Below are 25,973 nucleotides of genomic sequence, written 5' to 3' on the forward strand. Positions count from 1 at the left end.
CCGGTAAAACCGCACACATACTGAGCCTTCACTCTAGTCTTGGATCCACAAAAGCAGTAGCTGTCATCAGGCCATCATTTAACGAATGGCTGGTTTAGCCGACTAACGGTCACGCTGGAAGTCCCCTGAAACCGGGAAAGGTGGCATTTCGACAGGATGTTGACGTCAACCGTCCGCCGGACGGCCGTTAACAAATTCTCCCTCTACGCTTATAAAGGCCGCCCCAAAACGCGCGGGCTAGAGCTTCTGGCACGTACGTGCAGTAAAAACTTGAGTGGAAGAACCGACATGATCGATCTCGCAACCTGGAACCTCAGTGTTCCCGTTGGCAGCCCGCCATATACCGTCGAAACCTCCAAACTGGTGAAAGGCTTCAAGGATCAATACTTCCATTCCGACACCGGCACCCTGTTCTTCTGGTCACCGGTCACCGGGTCAAAAACCGAAAACGCCATCTACCCGCGCACCGAACTGCGGGAGACCTACAGCAACGGCACCCTACGAAATTGGTATTACCCGGACGCCGACAACCTGCTTCGCGCAACCGTCACGGTCAACAAAGTGCCAAGCTCCGGCAAAATCGTCATCGGCCAGATTCACGCCTATGAGAGCCAGAAGCCGATGCTCAAGCTCGAGTACCAATACAAGACTAAAACCGAAACCGGCAACCTTGTAATCAAAGTCCGTATGCGCCCGGATGACGACGAAAGCCGCGTCATCACCCTCGCCACCGGAATCAAAATGGATCGCGAATTCAACTACCTCATCCACCTCAGCCCCGGCGGCGCGCTGGGCGTGAGTGCAGCGGGTTATCAATGGGATTCACAGATCAGCGCGACATGGCGCAACAAGCCGCTGTATTTCAAGGCCGGGGTGTATGTGCAGGACAACACCGGATACACCAGCGAAGGCGGCCAGGTAACCTTCTCCAAACTCGACATCGATCACGATAAATAACCCCACCCGCCAGAACGCATTCCCCTGTAGGAGCTGCCGAAGGCTGCGATCTTTTGACTTTGACTTTTCAATATCAAAAGCAACATCAAAAGATCGCAGCCTTCGGCAGCTCCTACATTTAAACGGTGTTGTTTAGATCTGTCGGCGGTTACTTCCCGAAGCCTACAACAGCTTGCGTCGTTGCCTACGGGTACGCCAGAATCCGCCGGCTTGTGCGCCTGGAGGGCCATCGGTAACTTGATTCGCGTCACTGATTTCCAGTGATCGGGTTTAGTAGCCCGTGGTTACGCGAAGTCGGGAATATCCTGCGCTTGATGGTAGCTGTTCGCAGGGCGCCTTCGGGTGCGCCGGTCGCGTCTCCCCGGTCTACTAACCTGCGTTCAGCTGCCACCCCTTCGTTTAGTAGCGATCCGGTGTCGGCTCCATTTACCGGAGACGAAACATGACCAAATCAACGCCACACCCGCCGGTCACCGACCCGGCCTCCCCGTACGAATCCCTCGACTCAAAAAAACTCAACGACGCCGCCGAACGCGCCCTCGACCATTACCTCAATCCCGCCGCCAACATAATGGCCAGCACCAACGAACCCGAACCCATGTACCTCGCCAACCCGAAGTACAACACCGAGTCCCTGCTGGCCAACGCCAGCGAAACCCTGGGTTCAGCGAGCGAAATGCTCAACAACTTCGCCGCGATGCTCGATGCCTCGCACCGCAAGACCGCGCTGGGCATTGCGCAGGTCGTCATGCTCGGTGAACTGGCGGTTAACCAAGCGCTGGATCACGTTGAACTGAAGGAGTAGTCACTGATAACGGACTTTTCGTCGAAAAATCTTCCAAACTTCCTTTATAGGTGCCATTCAGCTAGCTGTGCCCTGTGAAGTGCCACTCTGGAGAAGGCGGCGCAAGTAGCTTGAAAAAGGGTTTGGGAGATCAAGTAGACGCGGACGCGTGCGAGCGGACTCATAACGATCAAATGTAGCGTTTAAGCCACATTTAACTTTGAAAGTTACAAAGGCAGTACATGGATCACGTTTTATTAATGAGCCGCCTCGCCGCCCAATTACGCATAAAGCGTAGGGAGCGCGGACTAACGCAAGCGCAACTCGCCGACCTCGCGAGAGTGACGCGATACAAAGTTATCGCTATAGAGAAAGGCACCCTTTCCGTAGGCATGAACGCCTATGCACGTGTTATTGCCGCTCTGGATTGCGAGCTCACCGTCGTTCCGTCAGTGATGCCCACGCTTGAAGAGCTAGCGGAAATATTTGTTTAATCACGCTCACAAAAAACCCGTCTCTCGACGGGTTTTTTGAATCAGCAAGTTAACGCTCAGGCTTAGTTAACCTTGGCGTTCAACTCACCCTTCAGATAACGCTGATACATCGCTTCCAACGAGATCGGCTTGATCTTCGAAGCGTTACCGGCAGTGCCGAACGCTTCATAACGAGCGATACATACGTCGCGCATTGCAGTAACGGTCGCACCGAAGAATTTACGTGGGTCGAATTCGCTCGGGTTGGTGGCCATCAGGCGACGCATTGCACCGGTGGATGCCAGGCGCAGGTCGGTGTCGATGTTGACCTTGCGCACGCCGTATTTGATGCCTTCGACGATTTCTTCAACCGGTACGCCGTAGGTTTCTTTGATGTCGCCGCCGTACTGGTTGATGATCGCCAGCCACTCTTGTGGCACCGACGAGGAACCGTGCATCACCAGGTGGGTGTTCGGGATGCGTTTGTGGATTTCCTTGATGCGGTCGATGGCCAGCACGTCGCCGGTAGGTGGCTTGGTGAACTTGTAGGCGCCGTGGCTGGTGCCGATGGCGATGGCCAATGCGTCGACCTGAGTGCGTTTTACGAAGTCAGCGGCTTCTTCCGGGTCGGTCAGCATTTGGCTGTGATCCAGAACGCCTTCAGCGCCGATGCCGTCTTCTTCACCCGCCATACCGGTTTCCAGGGAACCCAGGCAGCCCAGCTCGCCTTCAACCGAAACGCCGCAGGCGTGAGCCATGGCTACGGTCTGCTGAGTGACGCGGACGTTGTAGTCGTAGTCGGTCGGGGTCTTGCCGTCTTCGCCCAGCGAGCCGTCCATCATCACCGAGCTGAAGCCCAGCTGGATCGAGCGCTGGCAGACGTCAGGGCTGGTGCCGTGGTCCTGGTGCATGCACACCGGGATGTGCGGGAATTCTTCGATCGCGGCCAGGATCAGGTGACGCAGGAATGGCGCGCCAGCGTATTTACGGGCGCCGGCCGAAGCCTGGACGATCACCGGGGAGTCAGTCTTGTCAGCGGCTTCCATGATGGCGCGCATCTGCTCAAGGTTGTTGACGTTGAAGGCTGGAACGCCGTAGCCGAACTCGGCTGCGTGGTCCAACATCTGGCGCATGCTGATAAGTGCCATTGTGTGTGTCTCTCCCGGTTTGGGTCGTTAATCGTGCCAGCCTGCCGGAGCGGCGGCGGCTATTCAAGTGATTGCAGATCGGGGGTTGAGGCCCGGCCTGGTGATTCGATAAAGCAAAATCCTGAGAACTACACAGACCCCCTGTAGGAGTGAGCCTGCTCGCGATAGCGGCCTGACAGTCGCTGCAGTGCTGACTGCAGAATTGCTATCGCGAGCAGGCGAAGGCCTACAATGGGCCTGCGGTGTTGCAATTACTCGGCTTTGCAGCCGCGGCCGATCAAGTCATTGGTAGCGACCCAGTACACCAGGCCTTCCTCACCCTTGACGTGAAACGCCAGCATGCCATCGCTGTACAGCGCGCCCGAGGCACCCGGCTCTTCTTTCAGGCGATAGACCTGATCACCGCCGCCCAGTCGAACGTCGACTTCCTTCTGGCCGGCATCGGCGTAACGCCACAGCACTTTGGCCTGGCTGTCGCAGGTCCACGTAGTCCAGTTATCCGCCGGGGCGGACGACTGAAACAGGTTCAACTGCGCGCAACCGCCCAACAATGCCAACGCCGCAATGGCGATCAAGCCTTTCATCCGTGTTCCTCGACTGACGACACACGCCGCCAGCCCTGAGTTAAAGAGTCAGACCCGTCAAGGACAACCATGTTCCTTGACCGGGGTTTGCGTCTCGTATTTGTCCAGACCGTCCGGCCCGGAACGCTTGTTCAGCACCGGGTTGGTCTCGGCCTGCCAGTCAGCCTGATAACAGCCTTTCTGCACCGCGTCTGGCGCAGGCGTAGGCTCGGCCTTCGGGTTGCTCCCGCAGGCCGCCAGCGTACCGGTCAGCAACAACAATGCTAACGACTTGACCATGTGAACACTCCTTTGCCTGGCCAAACGGGCGGCCTCAGGCCTTGGCCCGGCTTTCCAGGACTTCAACGGCTGGCAGCACTTTGCCTTCGACGAATTCGAGGAACGCGCCACCACCGGTGGAAATGTAGGAGATCTTTTCAGCCACGCCATATTTATCGATGGCCGCCAGGGTGTCGCCACCGCCGGCAATCGAGAACGCAGCGCTGTCGGCAATGGCCTGAGCCAGCACTTTGGTGCCGTTGCCGAACTGATCGAATTCGAACACACCGACCGGGCCGTTCCACAGAATGGTTTTCGACGACTTCAGCAGTTCGGCGAAGTTGGCCGCGGTCTGAGGGCCGATATCCAGAATCATGTCATCGGCAGCAACGTCAGCAATCAGCTTGACGGTGGCTTCGGCGGTTTCGGCGAATTCCTTGGCAACCACGACGTCGACCGGCAGCGGCACGCTGACCTTGGCAGCGATGGCGCGCGCGGTGTCGAGCAGATCCGGTTCGTACAGCGATTTGCCAACCGGATGACCGGCAGCGGCAAGGAAGGTGTTAGCGATGCCGCCACCGACGATCAGTTGATCGCAGATCTGGCTCAGGCTGTTCAGCACGTCGAGTTTGGTCGAGACCTTGGAGCCGGCAACGATGGCGGCCATTGGTTGCGCAGGCGCGCCGAGCGCTTTGCCCAGTGCATCCAGCTCAGCGGCCAGCAGCGGGCCAGCGGCGGCGACTTTGGCAAATTTGGCCACGCCGTGGGTCGAACCCTCGGCGCGGTGAGCGGTGCCGAACGCATCCATCACGAACACATCGCACAGGGCGGCGTATTGCTGGGCCAGTTCGTCAGCGTTCTTTTTCTCGCCCTTGTTGAAGCGCACGTTTTCGAACAGCACGATGTCGCCGGCCTTGACGTCAACGCCGCCCAGGTAATCGGCCACCAGCGGCACTTCACGGCCCAGAGCCTTGCTCAGGTAGTCAGCGACTGGCTTGAGGCTGTTCTCGGCGGAAAACTCGCCTTCGGTCGGACGGCCAAGGTGCGAGCACACCATGACGGCCGCGCCTTTTTCCAGGGCCAGCTTGATGGTCGGCAGCGAAGCCAGGATTCGCGCATCGCTGGTGACAACACCGCCCTTGACTGGGACGTTGAGGTCTTCGCGGATCAATACGCGCTTACCTTGCAGATCGAGGTCGGACATCTTCAACACGGTCATGGGTCGCACTTCCTACGGTTTTTTTGAAGTTGCTGTTTGCAGATAGTGTTCTGCAACGTCCAGCATTCGGTTGGCAAAACCCCACTCGTTGTCGAACCAGGCCAGGATGTTCACCAGCCGTGGGCCGGAAACGCGGGTCTGACTGGCATCGACGATGGCCGAATGTGGGTCGTGGTTGAAATCACAACTGGCGTGAGGCAATTCGGTGTAGGCCAAAAGACCCTTGAGCGGGCCGCTGGTGGCGGCTTCACGCAGGATCCGATTGACCTCATTGGCGTCGGTCGCCGTGGCGGTCTGCATCGTGATGTCGAGGCACGACACGTTGACCGTCGGCACGCGTACGGCTTTGGCCTGAATTCGGCCGGCAAGTTCCGGCAGCAGGCGCTCGATACCGCGCGCCAGACCAGTGGACACCGGGATCACCGACTGGAACGCCGAACGGGTGCGGCGCAGGTCTTCGTGGTGATAGGCGTCGATCACTGGCTGATCGTTCATCGCCGAGTGAATCGTGGTGATCGACACGTACTCGAGGCCGATCGCCTTGTCGAGCAGACGCAACAGCGGCACGCCGCAGTTGGTGGTACAGGAGGCGTTGGACACCAGCAGTTCGTCGCCGGTCAGGCAGTCCTGATTGACGCCGTAAACGATGGTGGCGTCGACATCCGCCTCGCTGGCCATCGGCTGCGAGAACAGCACGCGCGGCGCGCCAGCGTTGAGAAACCGCTGACCGTCTTCACGGGTGTTGTAGGCGCCGGAGCATTCGAGCACCAGATCGACGCCCAGCGACGCCCAATCGATGCCTTCGGGGGTGGCACTGCGCAGAACCTTCACGCAGTCGCCATTAATATGCAGACAGTCGCCCTCGACCCGCACTTCGCCGGGGAACCGGCCGTGGGTAGAGTCGAAGCGTGTCAGGTATTCGATGCTGGCCATGTCGGCCAGATCGTTGATCGCGACAATTTCAAACCCGGCTTTCTCGCCTCGCTCAAACAACGCACGCAAGACGCAACGACCAATCCGGCCGTAGCCGTTGAGTGCAACTTTGTAAGGACGCGGTTGAGGCATGGGGTTCTCAATAGTGTTCGCTGACAACATAACCCCATGTAGGAGCTGCCGGAGGCTGCGATCTTTTGATCCTGTTTTTAGATCAAGATCAAAAGATCGCAGCCTCCGGCAGCTCCTACAGGGGAACGCGATGGCCGGGGCCACCGCATTCGTACTGCTTAGTCTTCCAGCAGCTCTTCAGCCTGACCCAGGATGTTTTCCAGGGTGAAACCGAATTCCTCGAACAGTGCTGGCGCAGGCGCCGATTCACCGTAAGTGGTCATGCCGATCACGCGACCTTCCAGACCCACGTATTTGAACCAGAAGTCGGCGTGAGCCGCTTCGATCGCGATACGCGCGCTGACCTGCAACGGCAGCACGGCTTGCTTGTAGCCAGCATCCTGAGCATCGAACACGCTGGTGCAAGGCATCGAAACCACGCGCACCTTGCGGCCCTGCTCGGTCAGTTTGTCGAAGGCTTGAACAGCCAGGCCGACTTCCGAACCGGTTGCAATCAGGATCAGCTCAGGCTCGCCTGCGCAGTCCTTCAGCACGTAGCCACCGCGGCTGATGTCGGCAATCTGGCCAGCATCACGGGTTTGGTGCTGCAGGTTCTGACGCGAGAAGATCAGCGCCGATGGACCGTCCTTGCGCTCCAGAGCGTTTTTCCAGGCCACCGCCGATTCAACGGCATCGGCTGGACGCCAGGTGTCGAGGTTCGGTGTAGTGCGCAGGCTGGTCAGTTGCTCGATCGGCTGGTGCGTCGGGCCGTCTTCGCCCAGACCGATGGAGTCGTGGGTGTAGACGTGGATCACTTGCTTCTTCATCAGCGCCGACATGCGCACAGCGTTGCGAGCGTATTCCATGAACATCAGGAAGGTCGCGCCGTAAGGCACCAGACCGCCGTGCAGGGTGACGCCGTTCATGATCGCGGTCATGCCGAATTCGCGCACGCCGTAGTACATGTAGTTGCCGCTGGCATCTTCAGCGCTGACACCTTTGCAACCTTTCCACAGGGTCAGGTTGGAACCGGCCAGGTCAGCCGAACCACCGAGCAGTTCCGGCAGCAGCGGGCCGAAGGCGTTCAGGGTGTTCTGGCTGGCTTTACGGCTGGCGATGGTTTCGCCTTTGGCAGCGACTTCAGCGATGTACGCCGAGGCTTTTTCGGAGAAGTCGGCTGGCAGTTCACCGCTCAGACGACGGATCAGCTCGTTGGCTTCGGTCGGGAACGCGGCGGAGTAGGCAGCGAAACGCTGATCCCACTCGGCTTCTACAGCGCGGCCGGATTCTTTGGCATCCCACTCGGCATAGATGTCGGCCGGGATTTCGAACGGGCCGTGGTTCCAGTTCAGCGCCTGACGGGTCAGAGCGATTTCCGCGTCACCCAGTGGGGCGCCGTGGCAATCTTCTTTGCCTTGCTTGTTCGGCGAACCGAAACCGATGGTGGTCTTGCAGCAGATCAGCGTCGGCTGCGCGCTCTTGCGAGCGGTTTCGATGGCAGTCTTGATCTCTTCCGGGTCGTGACCGTCAACGTTGCGGATCACCTGCCAGTTGTAGGCTTCGAAACGCTTCGGCGTGTCATCGGTGAACCAGCCTTCGACTTCGCCGTCGATGGAGATGCCGTTGTCATCGTAGAAGGCGATCAGCTTGCCCAGACCCAAAGTACCGGCCAGGGAAGCGACTTCGTGGGAAATGCCTTCCATCATGCAGCCATCACCCAGGAACACATAGGTGTGGTGGTCAACGATGTTGTGGCTCGGACGGTTGAACTGCGCCGCCAGGACTTTTTCTGCCAGGGCGAAGCCCACAGCGTTGGCCAGGCCCTGACCCAACGGGCCCGTGGTGGTCTCGACGCCTGGGGTGTAACCGAATTCCGGGTGACCCGGGGTGCGGCTGTGCAGTTGACGGAACTGCTTGAGGTCTTCGATCGACAGGTCGTAACCGGTCAGGTGCAGCAGCGAATAGATCAACATCGAGCCATGGCCGTTGGACAGCACGAAGCGGTCACGGTCGGCGAACGATGGATTGCTCGGGTTGTGCTTGAGGTAGTCGCGCCAAAGCACTTCGGCGATATCTGCCATACCCATAGGTGCACCGGGATGGCCGCTGTTGGCTTTTTGCACGGCATCCATGCTGAGGGCACGAATGGCGTTGGCACGCTCACGACGGCTAGGCATCGCTGATCTCCTGGGTGTGAATAGATTGAAACGGAAAAAAGGAGGGCATTTTCCCTCACCGGAGCGCCTCGGGGCAATGACAGATAGTCATCCGGCAGCGTTTTTCCAATGGATAGTGGCGGATTGAGCAGGTGAAACCTTTCCGCTGTTCGTTTGTAGAGTTAACCATCCCGTGAGAAGTGCCATCTATCGAGCAATATCAAAACTTTTTGATATTGGTCTTGCAGGGATTTACCCCCGTCTCTAGACTGCTGCCCCATGAACTTACGCGCGCCTTCCATTCGACATGACGATTGCGACGAGCTGGCGGCCCTGTGCAAGGCCGGCGGCGATCCGCTACGCCTGAATGTATTGCGCGCGCTGGCCAACGATTCGTTCGGTGTCCTGGAGCTGGCGCAGATTTTCGGCATCGGTCAGTCCGGCATGAGTCATCACCTTAAAGTGTTGGCGCAAGCCGATCTGGTGGCGACCCGCCGCGAAGGCAACGCGATTTTCTATCGCCGCGCCCTGCCCCACACCGAATTGCTGGGTGGCAAGTTGCACGCCGCATTGTTAGAAGAAGTCGACAACCTGGTACTGCCTGACGACGTTCAAGCGCGAATCACTCAGGTTCACGGGCAACGGGCAGCCGCCAGCCAAGACTTTTTCGCCCGGGTAGCAGAGAAATTTCGCGCCCAGCAAGACTTGATCGCAGGCCTGCCGCAATACCGTGAAAGCGTGCTGGCGCTGCTCGACAAACTGAATTTCGATGGCGCTGCCACGGCCATTGAAGTCGGCCCCGGTGATGGTGCTTTCCTGCCGGAACTGGCGCGTCGTTTCAGCACCGTAACCGCGCTGGACAACAGCCCGGCGATGCTCGAACTGGCGCGTCAGGTATGCGTTCGTGAACAACTGGCTAACGTCAGCCTGCAATTGGCCGATGCATTGAACGGCACCAGCCTTCAGGCCGATTGCGTTGTGTTGAATATGGTGTTGCACCATTTCGCCGCGCCGGCCGAAGCGCTCAAGCACATGGCCGACCTGCTGCAACCGGGCGGTAGCCTGCTCGTGACAGAGTTATGTAGCCACAACCAGAGTTGGGCCAGGGAGGCCTGCGGTGATCTGTGGTTGGGGTTTGAACAGGACGATTTGGCCCGTTGGGCCACCGCTGCGGGACTCGTTCCCGGGGAAAGCCTGTATGTAGGCTTACGTAATGGTTTCCAGATCCAGGTCCGCCACTTTCAGCGACCGGCTGGCGACACTCACCATCGGTAAATTCAGGAAAAAATCGAGATGAGCGAATACTCCCTCTTCACCTCCGAGTCCGTGTCCGAAGGGCACCCGGACAAAATCGCCGACCAGATTTCCGATGCGGTGCTGGACGCCATTATTGCTGAAGACAAGTTCGCCCGTGTGGCGTGCGAGACTCTGGTAAAGACCGGCGTTGCAATCATCGCCGGTGAAGTGACCACGTCGGCCTGGGTCGATCTGGAAGAAATCGTGCGTAGCGTCATTCTGGACATCGGCTACAACAGCTCCGATGTCGGCTTCGACGGCGCCACTTGCGGTGTGATGAACATCATCGGCAAGCAGTCCCCAGACATCAACCAGGGTGTTGACCGTGCCAAGCCTGAAGATCAGGGTGCCGGCGACCAGGGCCTGATGTTCGGCTACGCCAGCAACGAAACCGACGTTTTGATGCCAGCCCCGATCACCTTCTCGCACCAACTCGTACAGCGCCAGGCCGAAGCCCGTAAATCGGGTCTGCTGCCTTGGCTGCGCCCGGACGCCAAGTCGCAAGTGACCTGCCGTTATGAAGGCGGCAAGGTTGTCGGTATCGACGCTGTAGTTCTGTCGACCCAGCACAACCCTGACGTGTCGTACAAAGACCTGCGCGAAGGCGTGATGGAGCTGATCGTCAAGCACGTGCTGCCTGCCGAATTGCTGACCAAAGACACCCAGTTCCACATCAACCCGACCGGCCAGTTCATCATCGGCGGCCCGGTTGGCGACTGCGGTCTGACCGGTCGCAAGATCATCGTCGACAGCTACGGCGGCATGGCCCGTCACGGCGGCGGCGCGTTCTCCGGCAAGGATCCATCGAAGGTTGACCGTTCGGCTGCCTACGCTGGCCGTTATGTTGCCAAGAACATCGTCGCTGCCGGCCTGGCCGAGCGTTGCGAGATTCAGGTTTCCTACGCGATCGGTGTGGCCCAGCCTACCTCGATCTCGCTGAACACCTTCGGCACCGGCAAGATCAGCGACGACAAAATCGTCAAACTGGTGCGTGACGTGTTCGACCTGCGTCCATACGCGATCACCACCATGCTCGACCTGCTGCACCCGATGTACCAGGAAACTGCAGCCTACGGCCACTTCGGCCGCACGCCAGAAACCAAGACTGTTGGCGAAGACACCTTCACCACCTTCACTTGGGAAAAAACCGACCGCGCCGACGCTCTGCGCTCTGCTGCCGGCCTGTAATTCCCTGGCTGCATGAACAGCCCCGCACGGTTTGCGCCGTGCGGGGTTTTTTTATGGTTTCAAGATCAAAAGATCGCAGCCTTCGGCAGCTCCTACAGGTGAAATACATACCTCGTGTAGGAGCTGCCGAAGGCTGCGATCTTTTGATCTTTTGATCTTCAGCGCTGCGCAACACCCCGCAAAACACCCGACCGCCCTCGCTGAAAATCCTGACTAATCTTCAGGAACCCCCATGAGCAAGGACGCTCACGATGCGTTTGTTTTTGTTTGTTTTGCTGAACCTCATATACCTGACTGGCTACGCGTCTCAATGTCCGAACTGGGCCCTCACCCAGGCCCATAACGAAATCACCACCCTGCAAAAACAGATCGACCAATGGGACGACGCCTACCATCGCGAAGGCCGCTCATTGATAGCTGACGAACTCTACGATCAATCGCGCCTGCGGCTAAACGAATGGCGGCAGTGTTTCAAATTGTCGGCAGCGCCCGAGCCTCTGCGCACAGCTTCGGGCGCCATTGCGCACCCCATTGCCCACACTGGCCTGGACAAGCTGCATAAAGCCGAGGCCGTGGAGGCATGGCTCAGAGACCGCAAGGACGTTTGGGTACAACCCAAAGTCGATGGCGTCGCCGTGACACTCATCTATCGCGCAGGCGTTTTGCAGCAAGCGATCAGTCGCGGCGACGGCGTCATCGGGCATGACTGGACAGCATCGGCGCGCAACATCGACGCCATCCCTCAACGCCTGAAGCAACCGCTGGATGTGTTGGTGCAAGGCGAACTCTATTGGCGCTTGAACAAGCATGTTCAAGCACGCGCCGGCAGCGTCAACGCACGCGCTATCGTCGCAGGCTTGATGGGCAGAAAATCCCTGAGTACGGAACAAGGTGCCGGCATCGGATTATTCATCTGGGACTGGCCACAAGGGCCTGCGGATTTGCCTGAGCAGCTATCGACACTGGCGGCGCTGGGCTTCGCCACGACGGTGCCCTACAGCTATCCCGTCCAGCAATTTGCAGAGGCACAAAAGTGGCGCGAGCACTGGTATCGCTCACCCCTGCCATTTGCCACTGATGGCATCGTTCTGCGCCAGAGTCAGCGCCCTCCCGCCGAACGCTGGCAGGCCCGCGCACCTTACTGGGCTATTGCCTGGAAATATCCGTTTGCCCAGGCATTGGCCGAAGTACGCAAGGTGAATTTCAAGATCGGTCGCACCGGCCGCATCACGCCGGTACTCGAACTGATACCCGTCATGCTCGATGACCGGGAGATCAAACGGGTCAGCGCCAGTTCACTCAAGCGCTGGCAGGCGCTGGATATCCGCCCCGGCGATCAGGTGGCAATCAGTCTGGCTGGCCTGACGATTCCGCGTCTCGACAGCGCTGTATTGCGCACCAGTGAGCGCGCAGCAATCAATGTCCCGAACGCCAAGGACTTTCATGCCTTGAGTTGCTGGCAGCCCACACCCGGCTGCGAAAGCCAGTTTCTCTCGCGCCTGACCTGGCTCAGCGGCAAACAAGGACTGGCCATGCAGAATGTCGGGCGCGGTACTTGGGAGAAACTTCTCGAAACAGGCCGCCTGAAGCACCTGCTGGATTGGTTGACCCTCGACGAGCCAGAGCTTGCTAACATTGCCGGCTTCGGCGAACGCAGCAGCGCGCGCCTGATGCACAGCTTTCGCAGCGCCCGCCAACGGCCGTTCGCACAATGGCTCAAGGCCCTGGGTATGCCGCCAACGGGCGGGGCAAAACTCGCCGATTCGTGGCAGGCACTGGCACAACGTGATACCGAACAATGGCAGGAAGAAGCCGGCATCGGCCCCGGTCGCGCAGCGCAATTGAGCGCATTCTTCCGTGACCCGCAGGTGCTAGCCTTGAGTGAAATTTTACGCGCCGCCGGAATCGACGGTTTCTGAACATGCAATCCCGGCTCACCGGGAACCCAACGGTCGCCGAGGCGCTCCAACAGCGCAGCGCCTCCCGACCCGATTGCCTTTGCACATGGAGCTTTTATGAAATTTTTCGCACCACTCGCCCTGCTCACCCTTTGCGGCGTCATGGCCGCTCCCGTGATGGCTGCCGAAGACGCTCCCGGCCTGACCGGCTGCGCGGCCAAGAAGCAGGGCATCGTGAACCAGATCGAGCAGGCCAAAGCCCGCGGCAACGCCGATCAGCAGGCAGGTCTGGAAACCGCTCTGCGTGAAGTCACTGAACATTGCACTGACGCCGGCCTGAAAAAGGAGCGCGAGAACAAGGTCCTCGAGGCCAAGCATGAAGTCAGCCAGCGCCAGGCCGACCTCGACAAGGCCATGAAGAAAGGCGATCCGGAGAAGATCGACAAGCGCAAGAACAAGCTCGCCGAATCGCGTAAAGAGCTGCAGGACGCGCTGGACCAGATCGACAAGTAAATTGTAGTGCGTCAGAGGCCGCCATCGCGGGCAAGCCCGCTCCCACAGGAATCTCCAGTGAACCTGGACTTTATGTACAGCAGAGAAATTTGTGGGAGCGGGCTTGCCCGCGATGACGTCAGATCAGCCAACAGATATCAATGATCGCGAAACTCTTTATGGCAAGCGCTGCAGGCATCTTCAACTTTCTGCACTGCAGGCCCCAGGTTGCTGGCCTTATACGGCTGGACCTTGCTGGCGATGACCAATTCACCGGTGGCCGCTTCAAGGTTGCGGGCCATTTCCTGGAAACGCGCCTGTTTTTGCCAGACATCGTCTTTGGCGCTGGTGTGGTCTTCTTCACGCACTTGCGGGAAATGTTTCCACGGTTCGTGGGACAACGTATCGAGCTTCACCGCACCTTCGGCAAACTTCGGCCCGTCGAACGGAATGCGTCCACGCAACATGCCGCCCAGGTCTTCGCCGGTCTTGAGCATCTGCTTGAAGATCGTCTTGCGTTGGCCCAACGGAGAATTCGGATCGACACCGCCACAGGCGGACAGGGTCAGACAGGCCAGCAATACAACAGCAATTCTTTTAAGAGTCATGGTGGCTTCAGGTCACGGAAATCGGCGGCCAGTATCCCCGCGTCACCGACAAACACCAATAGCCCTATTAAAAATACGGGTTGCCGGAGCGCATGGAGCACTCCGGCAACCGGCACAGGAATCACTCCATGAACAGCCGTTTCAAGGCCTGGCGTCATCCGCTGATCACCACGCTTCCAATGCTGGCGATTCTCGCCGGTTGTACCGGTGGCGACAGCGACAAGCCGAAAACCCATGCGCTGGCCACTTACTCCAGCGCGACGTGGGAAGCACTGCCAGCGGTGTCCGATAGCGATCTGGTCGCCGGTTTCGGCTCCTGGCGCAGCGCCTGCACCCGCCTCAAAAATGATGCGGTCTGGGGCACGACCTGCGCCGCTGCGGCGAACGTGCCGCAGAGCGCCAGCGAGATTCGTGCTTTCCTCAAACAGAACCTGGATGTCTACGGCCTGCGTGCTGAAAACGACAACCCCAACGGTTTGATTACCGGCTACTACGAACCGGTGTACCCCGGCAGCCTGACGCCGACCGAAACGGCGAACGTTCCAGTGTATGGCGTGCCCGAGGACATGATCATCGTCTCGCTCGACAGCATTTATCCCGAACTCAAAGGCAAACGCCTTCGCGGTCGACTTGAAGGTCGGGTGCTCAAGCCCTACGACGACGCGGCGACGATCGAAAGCAAAGGCGTGAACGCACCAGTGGTTGCCTACCTCACCGATCCGATGAACCTGCAATTTTTACAAATCCAGGGGTCCGGGCGGATTCAGACCCAGGACGGCAAGCAGCTACGCATTGCCTACGCCGACCAGAACGGCCACCCGTATCGACCGATAGGCCGTTGGCTGGTCGAGCAAGGCGAACTGAAGAAAGAAGACGTAACGATGGGCGCGATCAGCAATTGGGCCAAGGCCAATCCGTCGCGCATCCCGGAACTGCTGGGCAGCAACCCGAGCTATGTGTTTTTCACCCGCAACCCGGACAGCAACGAAGGCCCGCGCGGTTCGCTGAACGTGCCACTGACGGCCGGCTATAGCGCGGCGGTGGATCGCAAGGTGATTCCTTTGGGCAGCCTGTTGTGGTTGTCGACTACGCGCCCGGATGGCACGGCGCTGGTTCGCCCGGTGGCGGCGCAGGACACCGGCGGTGCGATTGCCGGTGAGGTTCGCGCAGATCTGTTCTGGGGCACCGGCGAGGCCGCCGGGCAATTGGCCGGCGACATGAAACAACAAGGGCAGATCTGGATGCTCTGGCCCAAAGGTGCCCCGCTACCGCAAGTGCCGCAGGTGGCCGACAAACCCTAAAAGCAAAAGATCGCAGCCTGCAGCAACGCCTACAGGGTAGGTCTGTGACCTCTGTAGGAGCTGCCGCAGGCTGCGATCTTTTGACCTTGCTCTACCTAAACCGACACAAAGAAGAACGAAGCAATCAACCCCATCCCCACAAACCACACCAGCGACCGCAGAATCGCCCAATCCGCCAGATAGCAGATGATGTACAGCAGGCGACTGGTGATAAACAGCACCGCCAGCACATTCACGGTGACCAACTGCGCCGTCCCCACCAGATGCGCAACGATCACCGCCACGGCGAACGCTGGCATCACTTCAAAGCTGTTCAGTTGCGCCGCATGCGCCCGCCGGGCCACGCCATTAACGCTGTCGAGAAAGTCTCGCGGGTCATGATTGTCACTGAGCCGGAAACCGCCCGAGATCTTGGCGACAATCGTGCACACGTACGGCAAAAAGATTGCGATCAACACACACCAAAGAGCCACCGTCATAACGCCATCCTTTTTTCGAGTTATAGAGTTCGCGAGCCGTCAGAACTTCATCACCAGTATGCCGATCAGCACCAGCCCACATGCTAAGAGCCGCGACCTGCCGAAAGGTTCTTTGAGGTAACGCATACCGAACAGCACCACCAGAATCACGCTGATCTCGCGCAACGCCGCTGCTTCGGCAATCGAGCCCAACTGCATCGCCCACAGCACCAGAGCGTAGCTGAACAACACGCAGAACCCGACCGTCAGCCCCAGCCTCCACTGCTCACGCCAGAACTGCAAGAACGCCGGACGTCTGGCGACCCACGCCAGCATCGGAAACGGCCAGGCGCTGAGCAACGTGACCCAGACCAGGTAATCCAGCGGATGCGACCAGCGCCGCAGCGCCTGACCGTCGATGTAGGTGTAGCAGCCGATGCACAGCCCGATCAGCGCGACCACCGGCAACATCGACCACGGTAAATGTTTGCCGCCGCCGCCCTGCCACAGCAGACACGCCATGCCGAACGGAATCAGCATGATCCCGAAGATTTGCTGTGTGGTGAGCACTTCACCGGCAAAGATCAGGGTCAGTGCCAGCACCACCAGTGGCGACAAACCGCGCATCAACGGATAGACCAGCCCGAGATCGCCGACGCGATAGGCCTGAATCAATAAGTAGCGATAGAGCAGTTCGAACGCTGCCGAAGCGAGAATCCACGGCCAGATGTCCATGGGCGGCACGTTCACGAAGGGCAACGCGATGGCAACAACCAGCAGCGCCACGGTGTCCATGCACGCCACCACCAGCAGCCGTTCGGCACTGAACTTGATCAGGGTATTCCACGCCGCATGCAGCAGCGCCGCTACCAACACCAAAGCTGTCGCCAACACGTTTCACTCCTTATTATTTTTCACTGCCCCCCTGTAGGAGCTGCCGAAGGCTGCGATCTTTTGACTTTGGCTTTTAGAAACAAGATCAAAAGATCGCAGCCTTCGGCCCCCCCTACAGGCGGGAGTCGAACACTCGAATAGTCAGATTATTGATTCTCGATGTGTCAGCAGCTGTTTATACTGCAAGCGACCACACCGCACTCAGTTGCGCACAGACTAATTCCAATAATTTCTGCCTGCCCCCGCTCTCTTTCGAGACCGGTCGTTGGCCTGCGTATGCCTGATCACAGCGTCAAGACTACCGACAGAGACCTTGCGCATGCCACTCGCCTTGTTTGCACTCGCTGTTGCCGCGTTCGGCATCGGCACCACTGAATTCGTCATCATGGGCCTGCTGCCCGACGTCGCCCGCGATCTCGCGGTGAGCATTCCTCACGCCGGCCTGCTGATTACCGGTTATGCCCTGGGCGTGGTGTTCGGTGCGCCGATCCTCGCCATCGGCACCGCCAACATGCCGCGTAAAGCCACGTTGCTGGGCATGACGCTGATGTTCATCCTCGGCAACGTGCTCTGCGCACTGGCGCCGAATTACGCCACGCTGATGGCCGCTCGCGTGGTCACCGCGCTGTGCCACGGCGCGTTTTTCGGCATCGGTTCGGTGGTCGCTGCAGGTTTGGTGGCGCCTAACAAACGCGCGCAGGCGATTGCAATGATGTTCACCGGTCTGACCCTGGCCAATGTGCTCGGTGTGCCGCTGGGTACTGCGCTGGGGCAATACGCCGGTTGGCGCTCGACCTTCTGGGCGGTGTCGGTGATCGGTGTTGTCGCCGCACTCGCGCAATGGTTGTGGTTACCCAAACACATCCCGATGGACAAGGCCAACCTCGCCAGCGAGTTCAAAGTGCTGGGCAAGCTCAATGTGCTGTTGGCGCTGGGCATGAGTGTGCTGGCGTCGACCAGCCTGTTCAGTGTGTTCACTTACATCGCGCCGATCCTGCAGGACATCACCGGCGTCAGCCCGCACGGCGTAACTGTGATGCTGCTGTTGTTCGGCGTCGGCCTGACCGCTGGCAGCATGCTCGGCGGGCGCCTGGCCGACAGTCGTTTGCTGCCGTCGCTGGTGGGTGTGGCAATGGCGGTGGTGCTGGTTCTCGCGGCATTCACCCAGACCAGTCACTCGGTGATTCCGGCAGCGATCACGCTTGTGCTATGGGGGATTTTTGCTTTCGCGCTGTGCCCGATCCTGCAACTGCTGATTATTGATCAGGCCCATGAAGCGCCGAACCTCGGCTCGACCCTGAACCAAAGCGCCTTCAACCTCGGCAACGCGGCCGGTGCGTGGATTGGCGGGTTGGTGGTGGCGAGCGGTGCCGATCTTGCGCAGTTGCCGTGGACCGGGGCGCTGGTGGGTGTGCTGACGGTGCTGACGGCGCTTTGGTTTATCTATCTGCAACGTCGCGGGGCTGCTGTGGTCAATGTGTCTGGTTGATCGAGTTGTGCCAGACATTGCCCTAACCCTAACCCTCTCCCAAGGGGAGAGGGGACTGACCGAGGTGTTTACTCGGCATGCATCGACCTGAACGCGTATTGCCGAATCCATAATCGACTCGATTGCTCAGGTCGATGTTGAGTGCGAGACACCTCGGTCGGCTCCCTCTCCCTCCGGAAAAGGGCTGGGGTGAGGGGGCTCTTGATCTCAGCTCAGATTTCCACTGTGCCCTCAGCCGCCCTCCGCCCATCAAACCCCCGCACCAAAAAATCAGTGCGCTATCTTTCCACCCCTCATCCAAAGGACCCCGGATGCTTGAACTTGTCGCCGCTTTCATCTGCCTCACCACCCTCCTCACCTTCGTCAACTTCCGCTTCATCGGTCTGCCGCCGACCATCGGCGTGATGGTCACCGCGTTGCTGTTTTCCCTGCTGCTGCAAGGCTTGAGCGTGCTCGGCTATCCCGGCCTGGAAGAACGCGTACAGCAACTGATCGGCCAGATCGATTTCGGCGATCTGCTGATGAACTGGATGCTCTCGTTCCTGCTGTTCGCTGGTGCCTTGCACGTTAACCTGAATGATCTGCGCAGCTATCGCTGGCCCATCGGCTTGCTGGCGACCTCTGGTGTGTTGATTGCCACAGCGGTGATCGGCAGCCTTGCGTATTACATCTTTGCCCTGTTCGGCTGGCACGTGAGCTTCCTTTACTGCCTGTTATTCGGCGCGCTGATTTCGCCGACCGACCCGATTGCGGTGCTCGGCGTGTTGCGTACCGCCAACGCCTCGAAACCGCTTAAAACCACCATCGTCGGCGAGTCGCTGTTCAACGACGGCACCGCCGTCGTGGTGTTTACCGTGTTGCTGGGCATCGCCCAGCTCGGCGAGACCCCGACCGTCAGTGCCACGGCCATGCTATTCGCCCACGAAGCCATTGGCGGCGTGGTGTTCGGTGGGCTGATCGGTTATCTGGTTTACCTGATGATCAAGAGCATCGAGCAGCACCAGATCGAAGTGATGCTGACCCTCGCGCTGGTCATCGGTGGTTCGGCGCTGGCGTCCGAACTGCACGTTTCCGCACCGATTGCGATGGTGGTTGCCGGCCTGATCATCGGCAACCTGGGGCGCAATCTGGCGATGAACGACATGACCCGCAAATACCTCGACGGTTTCTGGGAATTGCTCGACGACATGCTCAATGCGCTGCTGTTTGCGCTGATCGGCATGGAGCTGTTGCTGCTGCCATTCAACTGGCTGCACCTGGCGGCGGCGAGCTTACTGGCGGTGGCGATTCTGCTGTCGCGTCTGCTGACCGTGGCGCCGGCAATCCTGCTGCTGCGGCGCTGGCGCACAGTGCCGCGCGGCACGATCCGGGTGCTGACCTGGGGTGGTTTGCGTGGTGGGGTTTCGGTCGCACTGGCGCTGTCGCTGCCACTGGGCGAGCAGCGCGACTTGCTGCTGAGCATCACCTACATCGTGGTGTTGTCGTCGATTCTGATACAGGGCCTGACCATTGGCCGGGTTGTCCGTGGCGTAACGGGCAAGCAAGAAGTCAGCGCTGAAAACTCGGCACACTGACGCATCACACGGCGCCGTCGTGGAGCTACCTCCACGACGGCGCCCCTTCAATTAGCCCGCAGCACCGCATCAACCTCTTGCGCAGCACGCAATAGCCTGCTGTCGTCTCTAAACCCTCCAATCATTTGCAGGCCAACGGGTAACGCCCCGGCATTGCGCACGAGCGGAATGTTGATTTGCGGCAAGCCAAACGCCATCCAGAACTTGCTGAAATCGGAAGGCCCGGTGGCTTCAAGGCCCAGCGGGGCGACGATGCCACAACTCGCACCCAGGACGGCGTCAAAAGGCTGGAATATCGGCTCCAAAAAGATGGCCAACTTTGCCAGACGCTTCTTTGCCGCTGACTCTTGCTCCCAGGTTGTCAAACTGGCGCGTTCGATCATGGCTAACAGTTCTTCACTGAGTTTGTCCGGATGCATTTGCAGTTCTTTGGACAGTGATCGGGCGCCCTCGCAATCGTTTATCAGCAGATGGTCATCAAATACCGCCGCAAACTCCTCAGGCAGCAACACCTCGCTCACCTGATGTCCGGCTGAGCGCAGCTCTTCAACCGCAGTTTCCAGAGATCTGGCCACGTCTTCGTCCACCTGATCCCAACGCGCCGTACGACAGAAGCCGAACGAGCATAAATTGCGTTCATGAGCACGCTGCGGGAAACCAGGAATCAAGACCTGAGCCATCAGCTCCAGATCACGAACAGACCTGCCATACCAACCCACCGTGTCAAAGCTCGGCGCTAACGGTTTGACCCCCTCCAGAGAAACCAGACCATACGAAGGCTTGAAGGCATACAGTCCGCAATAGGCCGCCGGTTTGATCAATGAGCCAGCGGTCTGAGTCCCCAACGCGAGCGGGAAAAACCCGGCCGCCATCCCCGCTGCCGACCCGGCACTCGAACTGCCGGGGGTTCTGCCAAGATCATGCGGATTGCGGGTTGGGCCGGTATGCATGTAAGCGAATTCGGTTGTATGAGTCTTGCCCATGATGACTGCCCCGGCCTGGCGCAGCAGCGCAACGACGTGGGCGTCACGCGAGGGACGGTTTTGCTCATAGATCGGCGAGTAAAAACGGGTGGGATGATCGACCGTGTCATACACGTCTTTGATTCCCACGGGCACACCTGCCAAGAGGCCTTTCGCGCTACCGTTTTTTAATTGGCAAGCCTGACTGCGCACCGCGTCCGGCTCGAACGAAACAAAGGCATTTATGCTGCGCTCGCGCGCTTCGACACATTCAAGAAAGTGCTCGGCTACTGCCTCTGCGCTCACGACATCCGCACGAACCATTTCAGAAATGGCGGTAGCATCCGTTTGATTAAAATTGTGCATATCGCTCCTTGGACTTCCCGTCGAAAGGCACTTGAGGGAAGTGCGCTTTGTGGAAGTTTCAAGTTGCATAAACTGACTGCAAATCAGTGAAGCCTTTTATCTCGATAGGGTTTCCGGCGGGGTCCAGGAAGAACATGGTCGCTTGCTCGCCAGGCTCTCCTGGAAAACGAATGGTGGGTGAAAGAACAAATTTCACCTGGCCTTCGATCAAACGGTCCTTCAAGGCAACCCAGTCCGACATCTTCAATATCACCCCAAGGTGGGGCATCGGCACGTTGTGTTCGCCTACTTTCCCGGTATTGGTTACTGCAAAGGGTTCGCCCAGATGCAACGACAATTGATGCCCGAAAAAATTGAAATCAACCCAGGTCTCAGTGCTGCGCCCTTCCTCACATCCCAGCAAATCACCATAGAACTGGCGGGAAATCTGCAAATCGCGGACGTGAAAAGCGAGATGAAAAATCGACTGCATCGGTAGCTCCTGAACATCGCCGGAAAGTGGAAATAACGGTCAGGGTTGAAGACTGTGCGGTTTCCATCAAAAGAGATAGCATGTAATTTTTTCGCTATCGAAAGTATTTCTTATGGATACGCGTTATCTGAAGAGCCTCATCACCGTCGTGGAATGCGGCTCCATCGCCCATGCCGCGCGCGCCGAAGGGTTGACGGCAGCAGCGGTCAGTCAGCGAATTCTCGCGCTGGAACGGCAACTCGGTTTTGAACTGCTGTCTCGCGTCGGGCACGCAGCCAAGCCGAGCCAGGCCTGTCTGGGTTTATTGCCCAGGGCTAAACGCATCGTTCGCGAGATTGAATTGCTGGCGGGAGATGCCGACGTGGGAGGGCTTACGGGGCAGTTGCGAATAGGCGCTATCTCTACTGTGCTGACCGGTCTGCTTCCCGGCGCATTGCGCGCACTGACCGAGCTGGCGCCGGGGCTGACGCCGGTCATCGTGCCGGGAACATCGCGATCGTTGTATCAAGCGCTGCTCTCTGGAGAAGTCGACGCGGCCATCCTGGTAGTTCCACCGTTCGAATTACCCAAAGCCCTGCGGGCGGTATCACTTCGCAAGGAGCCTCTGGTTTTTCTGTCGAAGGAAAAACTCTCGGACAGCATCCCGACTCAACTGATGACCCAACCGTACATCCGCTACGATCCTGACTCGTGGGGCGGACGGCATGCCGGACATTACCTGGCGGACAACGGCTTGCTGCCGACGCCACTGGTAGATCTGGATGCACTGGAGACCATTGCCATGCTTGTGACTGAAGGGCTTGGCGTGAGCCTTGTGCCTTATTGGTCCGGCTTCGAACACTGGGGCCACAGGTGTGTGGTGACCCCGGTTGGCAATGATCGCTATGACCGAGAGATTGCCCTGATCAGCCACGTTCAGACTGACCGGCCCAAGATGATGAGCGCTTTGTCCAAAGTGCTTTCACCAGCACAAGCCTGACGGACTCAATCTGGCTTGGACTCGGCTTGATCTTCCTCAGGGCCGGTGGATTTCGGTGTTCCGCTTTCGCTGCGGATCTGCGCATGGCTGATCAGGGCGAAGATAAAACTGCCGCCGATGATATTGCCTGCCAACGTCGGCCCCGCAAACACCGCCCAGAAATCGCTCCACGGCAACTCGCCAGCAAACACCAGATAGGACACCTCCGCCGAACCGACGACGATGTGAGTGAAGTCACCGAGCGCCATGAAGTAGGTGATGAGGATGATGATCCACATCTTCGCGCTCTCCATCGACGGGATCATCCAGACCATGGTCGCGATCATCCAGCCGGAAACAATGCCTTTGGCGAACATCTGGCTGGCGCTGTGTTCCATCACCTTGCGACCGATCTCGAGGAAGGCGTGGTCGGTCTTGGCGTCGAAGATCGGCAGCTCCAGCATCACATAAGCCACCAGAATCGTGCCGCACAGGTTGCCGACCAGCACCACCGTCCAGAGGCGGATGAGCCGTCCGAAATTCAGCAGCGTCGGTTTGGTCATGACCGGCAGCACGGCGGTCAGGGTGTTTTCGGTGAACAGCTGCTGGCGGGCGAGAATCACTGCGAGAAAGCCTGCGCAGTAGCCGAAACTGGCAATTACCTTGAATTCGTCGCCGTCGGGCAACCGCGAAGTGAGCAGGCCCATGCCCATCAGCGAAAGGCCCATGGTCAGCCCTGCAGCGAGCGCCGACCACCATAGCGCAGCGATACTGCGTTCAAGTTCCTGATCGCCTTGGGAGCGGATGATTTCATGCAGAACCGCCGCGCGGGGCGGCTGGTTTTTCTCGACTTCGTGTTGCTCTTTGGCCGAGAGGTCGGGGGTCTTGCCGTCGGTGGGCGTGGTCATGGTGTGGGAACCGGTGGGGGGTGTCGTTTACCTACGACATTCGCACCATGAAATACGTTCTGTAGGCGCCGAGCAAATCTTTGGGCGTACGCAGAAAATGTAGGAGCTGCCGAAGGCTGCGATCTTTTGATTTTGATTTTTCGGAAGCAAGATCAAAAGATCGCAGCCTTCGGCAGCTCCTACAGGGTCAGCGTTATGCTTGCGAAGTCAGCGCCGCCGATCTCAATCAGCGATCGCCGCATCGTCCTGAAACTGGTCTTTGACGTACTTGATCTCGGTCCGTCCGTGCGGTGCCGGCAAGCCGTCTTCACCGAGGTTTACGAAAACCATCTTCTCGACAGTCAGAATGCTCTTGCGGGTGATCTTGTTGCGCACTTCGCAGGTCAGGGTGATGGAGGTGCGGCCGAACTCGGTGGCAGTGATGCCCAATTCAATGATGTCGCCCTGGCGCGAGGCGCTGACGAAGTTGATTTCGGAAATGTACTTGGTCACCACGCGCTGATTGCCCAACTGGACGATGGCATAGATCGCTGCTTCTTCGTCGATCCAGCGCAACAGACTGCCGCCAAACAGCGTGCCGTTGGGGTTGAGGTCTTCGGGTTTTACCCATTTGCGGGTGTGGAAATTCATGTTCACTCCTGAGCGTTTGCCGAAAGATGGGCGGTATCTTGGCAGACCGAGCGGTCATGCTCCATGAGCCTTCTACTATGGTCGCGATTGGCGATCTTCATTTGGCCGACAGAAAGCCTTTGGAAGATCAGTCTAGACGGCTATAATCGCCACCGTTTCAAAACGGTAACTTCCACTTGCTACCGTTTTCCCGCCACCTGTCCGAGGGGCGCTGCAGCAGGTTCAACCTGTCAGGCTCGGATGGGGCGTTGACTGGCCTAGGCCGGACACTAAACGCACAACGGCGCCCATTCGCATACATTACGAATGGAGGCTCTTCATGAGCGCTGTTATCACGCCTGCAGATTTTAACGATTACAAAGTTGCCGACATGTCCCTGGCTGCCTGGGGCCGTCGCGAAACCATCATCGCCGAATCGGAAATGCCGGCTCTGATGGGTCTGCGTCGCAAGTACTCCGGCGAACAGCCGTTGAAAGGCGCGAAGATCCTCGGCTGCATCCACATGACCATTCAGACTGCCGTGCTGATCGAAACCCTGGTTGCCCTGGGTGCCGAAGTACGCTGGTCGTCCTGCAACATTTTCTCGACTCAGGATCAGGCTGCTGCCGCTATCGCTGCTGCCGGTATCCCGGTTTTCGCCTGGAAAGGCGAAACTGAAGAAGAGTACGAGTGGTGCCTGGAGCAGACCATCCTGAAGGATGGCCAGCCATGGGACGCCAACATGATCCTCGACGACGGCGGCGACCTGACTCAACTGCTGCACGACAAGTACCCACAAGTACTGGATCGCGTTCACGGCGTGACCGAAGAAACCACCACTGGCGTACACCGTCTGCTGGACATGCTGGCCAAAGGCACGCTGAAAATCCCGGCCATCAACGTCAACGACTCGGTGACCAAGTCCAAGAACGACAACAAGTACGGCTGCCGTCACAGCCTGAACGACGCGATCAAGCGTGGCACCGACCACCTGCTGTCCGGCAAGCAAGCGCTGGTCATCGGTTACGGTGACGTGGGCAAGGGCTCCGCTCAGTCCCTGCGTCAGGAAGGCATGATCGTTAAAGTTTCCGAAGTTGACCCGATCTGCGCCATGCAGGCCTGCATGGACGGTTTCGAACTGGTTTCGCCGTTCATCGACGGTATCAACGACGGTTCCGAAGCAAGCATCGACAAAGCGCTGCTGGGCAAGATCGACCTGATCGTGACCACCACCGGTAACGTCAACGTTTGCGACGCCAACATGCTCAAAGCTCTGAAGAAGCGCGCTGTTGTCTGCAACATCGGCCACTTCGACAACGAAATCGACACCGCTTTCATGCGCAAGAACTGGGCATGGGAAGAAGTGAAGCCACAGGTACACAAGATCCACCGTACCGGCGCTGCCAAATTCGACCCACAGAACGACGACTACCTGATCCTGCTGGCCGAAGGCCGTCTGGTGAACCTGGGCAACGCTACCGGTCACCCGAGCCGCATCATGGACGGTTCGTTCGCCAACCAGGTTCTGGCACAGATCTTCCTGTTCGACCAGAAGTACGCCGACCTGTCGCCAGCCCAGAAAGCCGAGCGCCTGACCGTTGAAGTACTGCCGAAGAAACTCGACGAAGAAGTGGCCCTGGAAATGGTTCGCGGCTTCGGCGGCGTGGTCACTCAACTGACCAAGCAACAGGCTGACTACATCGGCGTTACCGTCGAAGGCCCGTTCAAGCCGCACGCTTACCGCTACTGATTGGCTGAGCGTCGACGCGGTGCGCCTGGTGCACTGCGTTGCCTGACTGACGCTGCTGACCGCTCCGTGCAGGAGCTGCCGCAGGCTGCGATCTTTTGATCTTCAAAGATCGCAGCCTGCGGCAGCT

At 58.8% G+C, this 25,973-nt stretch carries 25 protein-coding genes and 1 riboswitch; of the genes, 12 read left to right on the forward strand and 13 right to left on the reverse strand.

What is annotated here, in order from left to right; genetic code table 11:
• The first annotated feature begins 288 nt into the window (after window positions 1–288).
• The 3 genes from ACA061_RS24940 to ACA061_RS24950 all read left to right on the forward strand — a co-directional run bounded on the left by ACA061_RS24940 (window position 289) and on the right by ACA061_RS24950 (window position 2,235).
• A complete protein-coding gene (locus ACA061_RS24940) occupies window positions 289–957 on the forward strand; it encodes a polysaccharide lyase family 7 protein (protein WP_150601922.1) in 669 nt (222 codons plus the stop codon).
• Window positions 958–1,399: 442 nt separating this feature from the next.
• Window positions 1,400–1,762, forward strand: coding sequence for a DUF6124 family protein (locus ACA061_RS24945; RefSeq protein WP_210553492.1), 363 nt, complete (start codon window positions 1,400–1,402; stop codon window positions 1,760–1,762).
• A gap of 221 nt (window positions 1,763–1,983) precedes the next feature.
• Window positions 1,984–2,235 carry a helix-turn-helix domain-containing protein gene (locus tag ACA061_RS24950; protein WP_497300212.1) on the forward strand — a complete coding sequence of 84 codons (252 nt, stop codon included), beginning with the start codon at window positions 1,984–1,986 and terminating at the stop codon, window positions 2,233–2,235.
• 62 nt (window positions 2,236–2,297) lie between these two features.
• On the opposite strand, the gene fba is transcribed toward ACA061_RS24950, so the two are convergent.
• The 6 genes from fba to tkt all read right to left on the reverse strand — a co-directional run bounded on the left by fba (window position 2,298) and on the right by tkt (window position 8,644).
• A complete protein-coding gene (gene fba, locus ACA061_RS24955) occupies window positions 2,298–3,362 on the reverse strand; it encodes a class II fructose-bisphosphate aldolase (RefSeq protein WP_007913760.1) in 1,065 nt (354 codons plus the stop codon).
• A 251-nt stretch (window positions 3,363–3,613) separates the two neighbouring features.
• On the reverse strand, window positions 3,614–3,946 hold the full coding sequence (locus tag ACA061_RS24960; RefSeq protein WP_203419808.1) for an MliC family protein: 333 nt from the start codon (window positions 3,944–3,946) through the stop codon (window positions 3,614–3,616).
• A gap of 57 nt (window positions 3,947–4,003) precedes the next feature.
• Window positions 4,004–4,225, reverse strand: a complete 222-nt coding sequence (locus tag ACA061_RS24965) for a hypothetical protein (protein ID WP_150601927.1) — start codon at window positions 4,223–4,225, stop codon at window positions 4,004–4,006.
• A 34-nt stretch (window positions 4,226–4,259) separates the two neighbouring features.
• Entirely contained in the window at window positions 4,260–5,423 is a 1,164-nt protein-coding gene (locus tag ACA061_RS24970; RefSeq protein WP_497300213.1) for a phosphoglycerate kinase, read from the reverse strand.
• Window positions 5,424–5,435: 12 nt separating this feature from the next.
• Window positions 5,436–6,488, reverse strand: coding sequence for an erythrose-4-phosphate dehydrogenase (epd, locus tag ACA061_RS24975; protein WP_150617808.1), 1,053 nt, complete (start codon window positions 6,486–6,488; stop codon window positions 5,436–5,438).
• A 158-nt stretch (window positions 6,489–6,646) separates the two neighbouring features.
• Window positions 6,647–8,644 (reverse strand): transketolase, encoded by a 1,998-nt coding sequence (tkt, locus tag ACA061_RS24980; protein WP_042561494.1) that lies wholly within the window; start codon window positions 8,642–8,644, stop codon window positions 6,647–6,649.
• 258 nt (window positions 8,645–8,902) lie between these two features.
• Between tkt and ACA061_RS24985 the strand changes: the two genes are divergently transcribed.
• The 4 genes from ACA061_RS24985 (at window position 8,903) to ACA061_RS25000 (ending at window position 13,518) form a co-directional block, all read left to right on the forward strand.
• On the forward strand, window positions 8,903–9,898 hold the full coding sequence (locus tag ACA061_RS24985; protein WP_497300214.1) for an ArsR/SmtB family transcription factor: 996 nt from the start codon (window positions 8,903–8,905) through the stop codon (window positions 9,896–9,898).
• Between the two features lie 18 nt (window positions 9,899–9,916).
• Window positions 9,917–11,107 carry a methionine adenosyltransferase gene (metK, locus tag ACA061_RS24990; protein ID WP_150601932.1) on the forward strand — a complete coding sequence of 397 codons (1,191 nt, stop codon included), beginning with the start codon at window positions 9,917–9,919 and terminating at the stop codon, window positions 11,105–11,107.
• 251 nt (window positions 11,108–11,358) lie between these two features.
• A complete protein-coding gene (ligB, locus tag ACA061_RS24995) occupies window positions 11,359–13,026 on the forward strand; it encodes an NAD-dependent DNA ligase LigB (protein ID WP_497300215.1) in 1,668 nt (555 codons plus the stop codon).
• 96 nt (window positions 13,027–13,122) lie between these two features.
• On the forward strand, window positions 13,123–13,518 hold the full coding sequence (locus ACA061_RS25000) for a DUF1090 domain-containing protein (protein WP_042561498.1): 396 nt from the start codon (window positions 13,123–13,125) through the stop codon (window positions 13,516–13,518).
• A gap of 137 nt (window positions 13,519–13,655) precedes the next feature.
• On the opposite strand, the gene ACA061_RS25005 is transcribed toward ACA061_RS25000, so the two are convergent.
• Window positions 13,656–14,105 carry a c-type cytochrome gene (locus ACA061_RS25005; protein WP_210553489.1) on the reverse strand — a complete coding sequence of 150 codons (450 nt, stop codon included), beginning with the start codon at window positions 14,103–14,105 and terminating at the stop codon, window positions 13,656–13,658.
• Window positions 14,106–14,233: 128 nt separating this feature from the next.
• Between ACA061_RS25005 and mltA the strand changes: the two genes are divergently transcribed.
• Window positions 14,234–15,406, forward strand: coding sequence for a murein transglycosylase A (mltA, locus tag ACA061_RS25010; protein ID WP_497300217.1), 1,173 nt, complete (start codon window positions 14,234–14,236; stop codon window positions 15,404–15,406).
• A 95-nt stretch (window positions 15,407–15,501) separates the two neighbouring features.
• On the opposite strand, the gene ACA061_RS25015 is transcribed toward mltA, so the two are convergent.
• Both ACA061_RS25015 and ACA061_RS25020 read right to left on the reverse strand, forming a co-directional pair.
• Window positions 15,502–15,885, reverse strand: a complete 384-nt coding sequence (locus tag ACA061_RS25015; protein WP_150601937.1) for an MAPEG family protein — start codon at window positions 15,883–15,885, stop codon at window positions 15,502–15,504.
• 39 nt (window positions 15,886–15,924) lie between these two features.
• Window positions 15,925–16,758 (reverse strand): EamA family transporter, encoded by an 834-nt coding sequence (locus ACA061_RS25020; RefSeq protein ID WP_210700528.1) that lies wholly within the window; start codon window positions 16,756–16,758, stop codon window positions 15,925–15,927.
• 319 nt (window positions 16,759–17,077) lie between these two features.
• On the opposite strand from ACA061_RS25020, the gene ACA061_RS25025 reads away from it, so the two are divergent.
• Together ACA061_RS25025 and ACA061_RS25030 are read left to right on the forward strand one after the other, a co-directional pair.
• Window positions 17,078–18,247, forward strand: a complete 1,170-nt coding sequence (locus tag ACA061_RS25025) for an MFS transporter (RefSeq protein WP_150601939.1) — start codon at window positions 17,078–17,080, stop codon at window positions 18,245–18,247.
• Between the two features lie 311 nt (window positions 18,248–18,558).
• Complete coding sequence (locus ACA061_RS25030; protein ID WP_497300218.1) at window positions 18,559–19,821, forward strand: cation:proton antiporter; 1,263 nt, start codon at window positions 18,559–18,561, stop codon at window positions 19,819–19,821.
• A 47-nt stretch (window positions 19,822–19,868) separates the two neighbouring features.
• Here ACA061_RS25030 and ACA061_RS25035 read toward each other — a convergent pair whose 3' ends face one another.
• Together ACA061_RS25035 and ACA061_RS25040 are read right to left on the reverse strand one after the other, a co-directional pair.
• Window positions 19,869–21,149 carry an amidase gene (locus tag ACA061_RS25035; protein ID WP_497300219.1) on the reverse strand — a complete coding sequence of 427 codons (1,281 nt, stop codon included), beginning with the start codon at window positions 21,147–21,149 and terminating at the stop codon, window positions 19,869–19,871.
• 58 nt (window positions 21,150–21,207) lie between these two features.
• Window positions 21,208–21,621: a VOC family protein gene (locus ACA061_RS25040; RefSeq protein ID WP_210700598.1), complete on the reverse strand. Its 414-nt coding sequence runs from the start codon at window positions 21,619–21,621 to the stop codon at window positions 21,208–21,210.
• A 112-nt stretch (window positions 21,622–21,733) separates the two neighbouring features.
• On the opposite strand from ACA061_RS25040, the gene ACA061_RS25045 reads away from it, so the two are divergent.
• A complete protein-coding gene (locus tag ACA061_RS25045; RefSeq protein ID WP_497300220.1) occupies window positions 21,734–22,600 on the forward strand; it encodes a LysR family transcriptional regulator in 867 nt (288 codons plus the stop codon).
• Window positions 22,601–22,605: 5 nt separating this feature from the next.
• On the opposite strand, the gene ACA061_RS25050 is transcribed toward ACA061_RS25045, so the two are convergent.
• Window positions 22,606–23,487 (reverse strand): formate/nitrite transporter family protein, encoded by an 882-nt coding sequence (locus ACA061_RS25050; RefSeq protein WP_150601944.1) that lies wholly within the window; start codon window positions 23,485–23,487, stop codon window positions 22,606–22,608.
• Window positions 23,488–23,709: 222 nt separating this feature from the next.
• The gene (locus ACA061_RS25055) at window positions 23,710–24,117 is read right to left on the reverse strand and encodes an acyl-CoA thioesterase (RefSeq protein ID WP_150601945.1); all 408 of its coding nucleotides are present in this window, start codon (window positions 24,115–24,117) and stop codon (window positions 23,710–23,712) included.
• Window positions 24,118–24,314: 197 nt separating this feature from the next.
• Window positions 24,315–24,413, forward strand: a riboswitch (S-adenosyl-L-homocysteine riboswitch).
• 23 nt (window positions 24,414–24,436) lie between these two features.
• Here ACA061_RS25055 and ahcY point away from each other — a divergent pair.
• Window positions 24,437–25,846, forward strand: a complete 1,410-nt coding sequence (gene ahcY, locus ACA061_RS25060) for an adenosylhomocysteinase (RefSeq protein ID WP_150601946.1) — start codon at window positions 24,437–24,439, stop codon at window positions 25,844–25,846.
• Window positions 25,847–25,973 lie beyond the last annotated feature (127 nt).

It is taken from the genome of Pseudomonas sp. LBUM1668 (assembly GCF_059695715.1).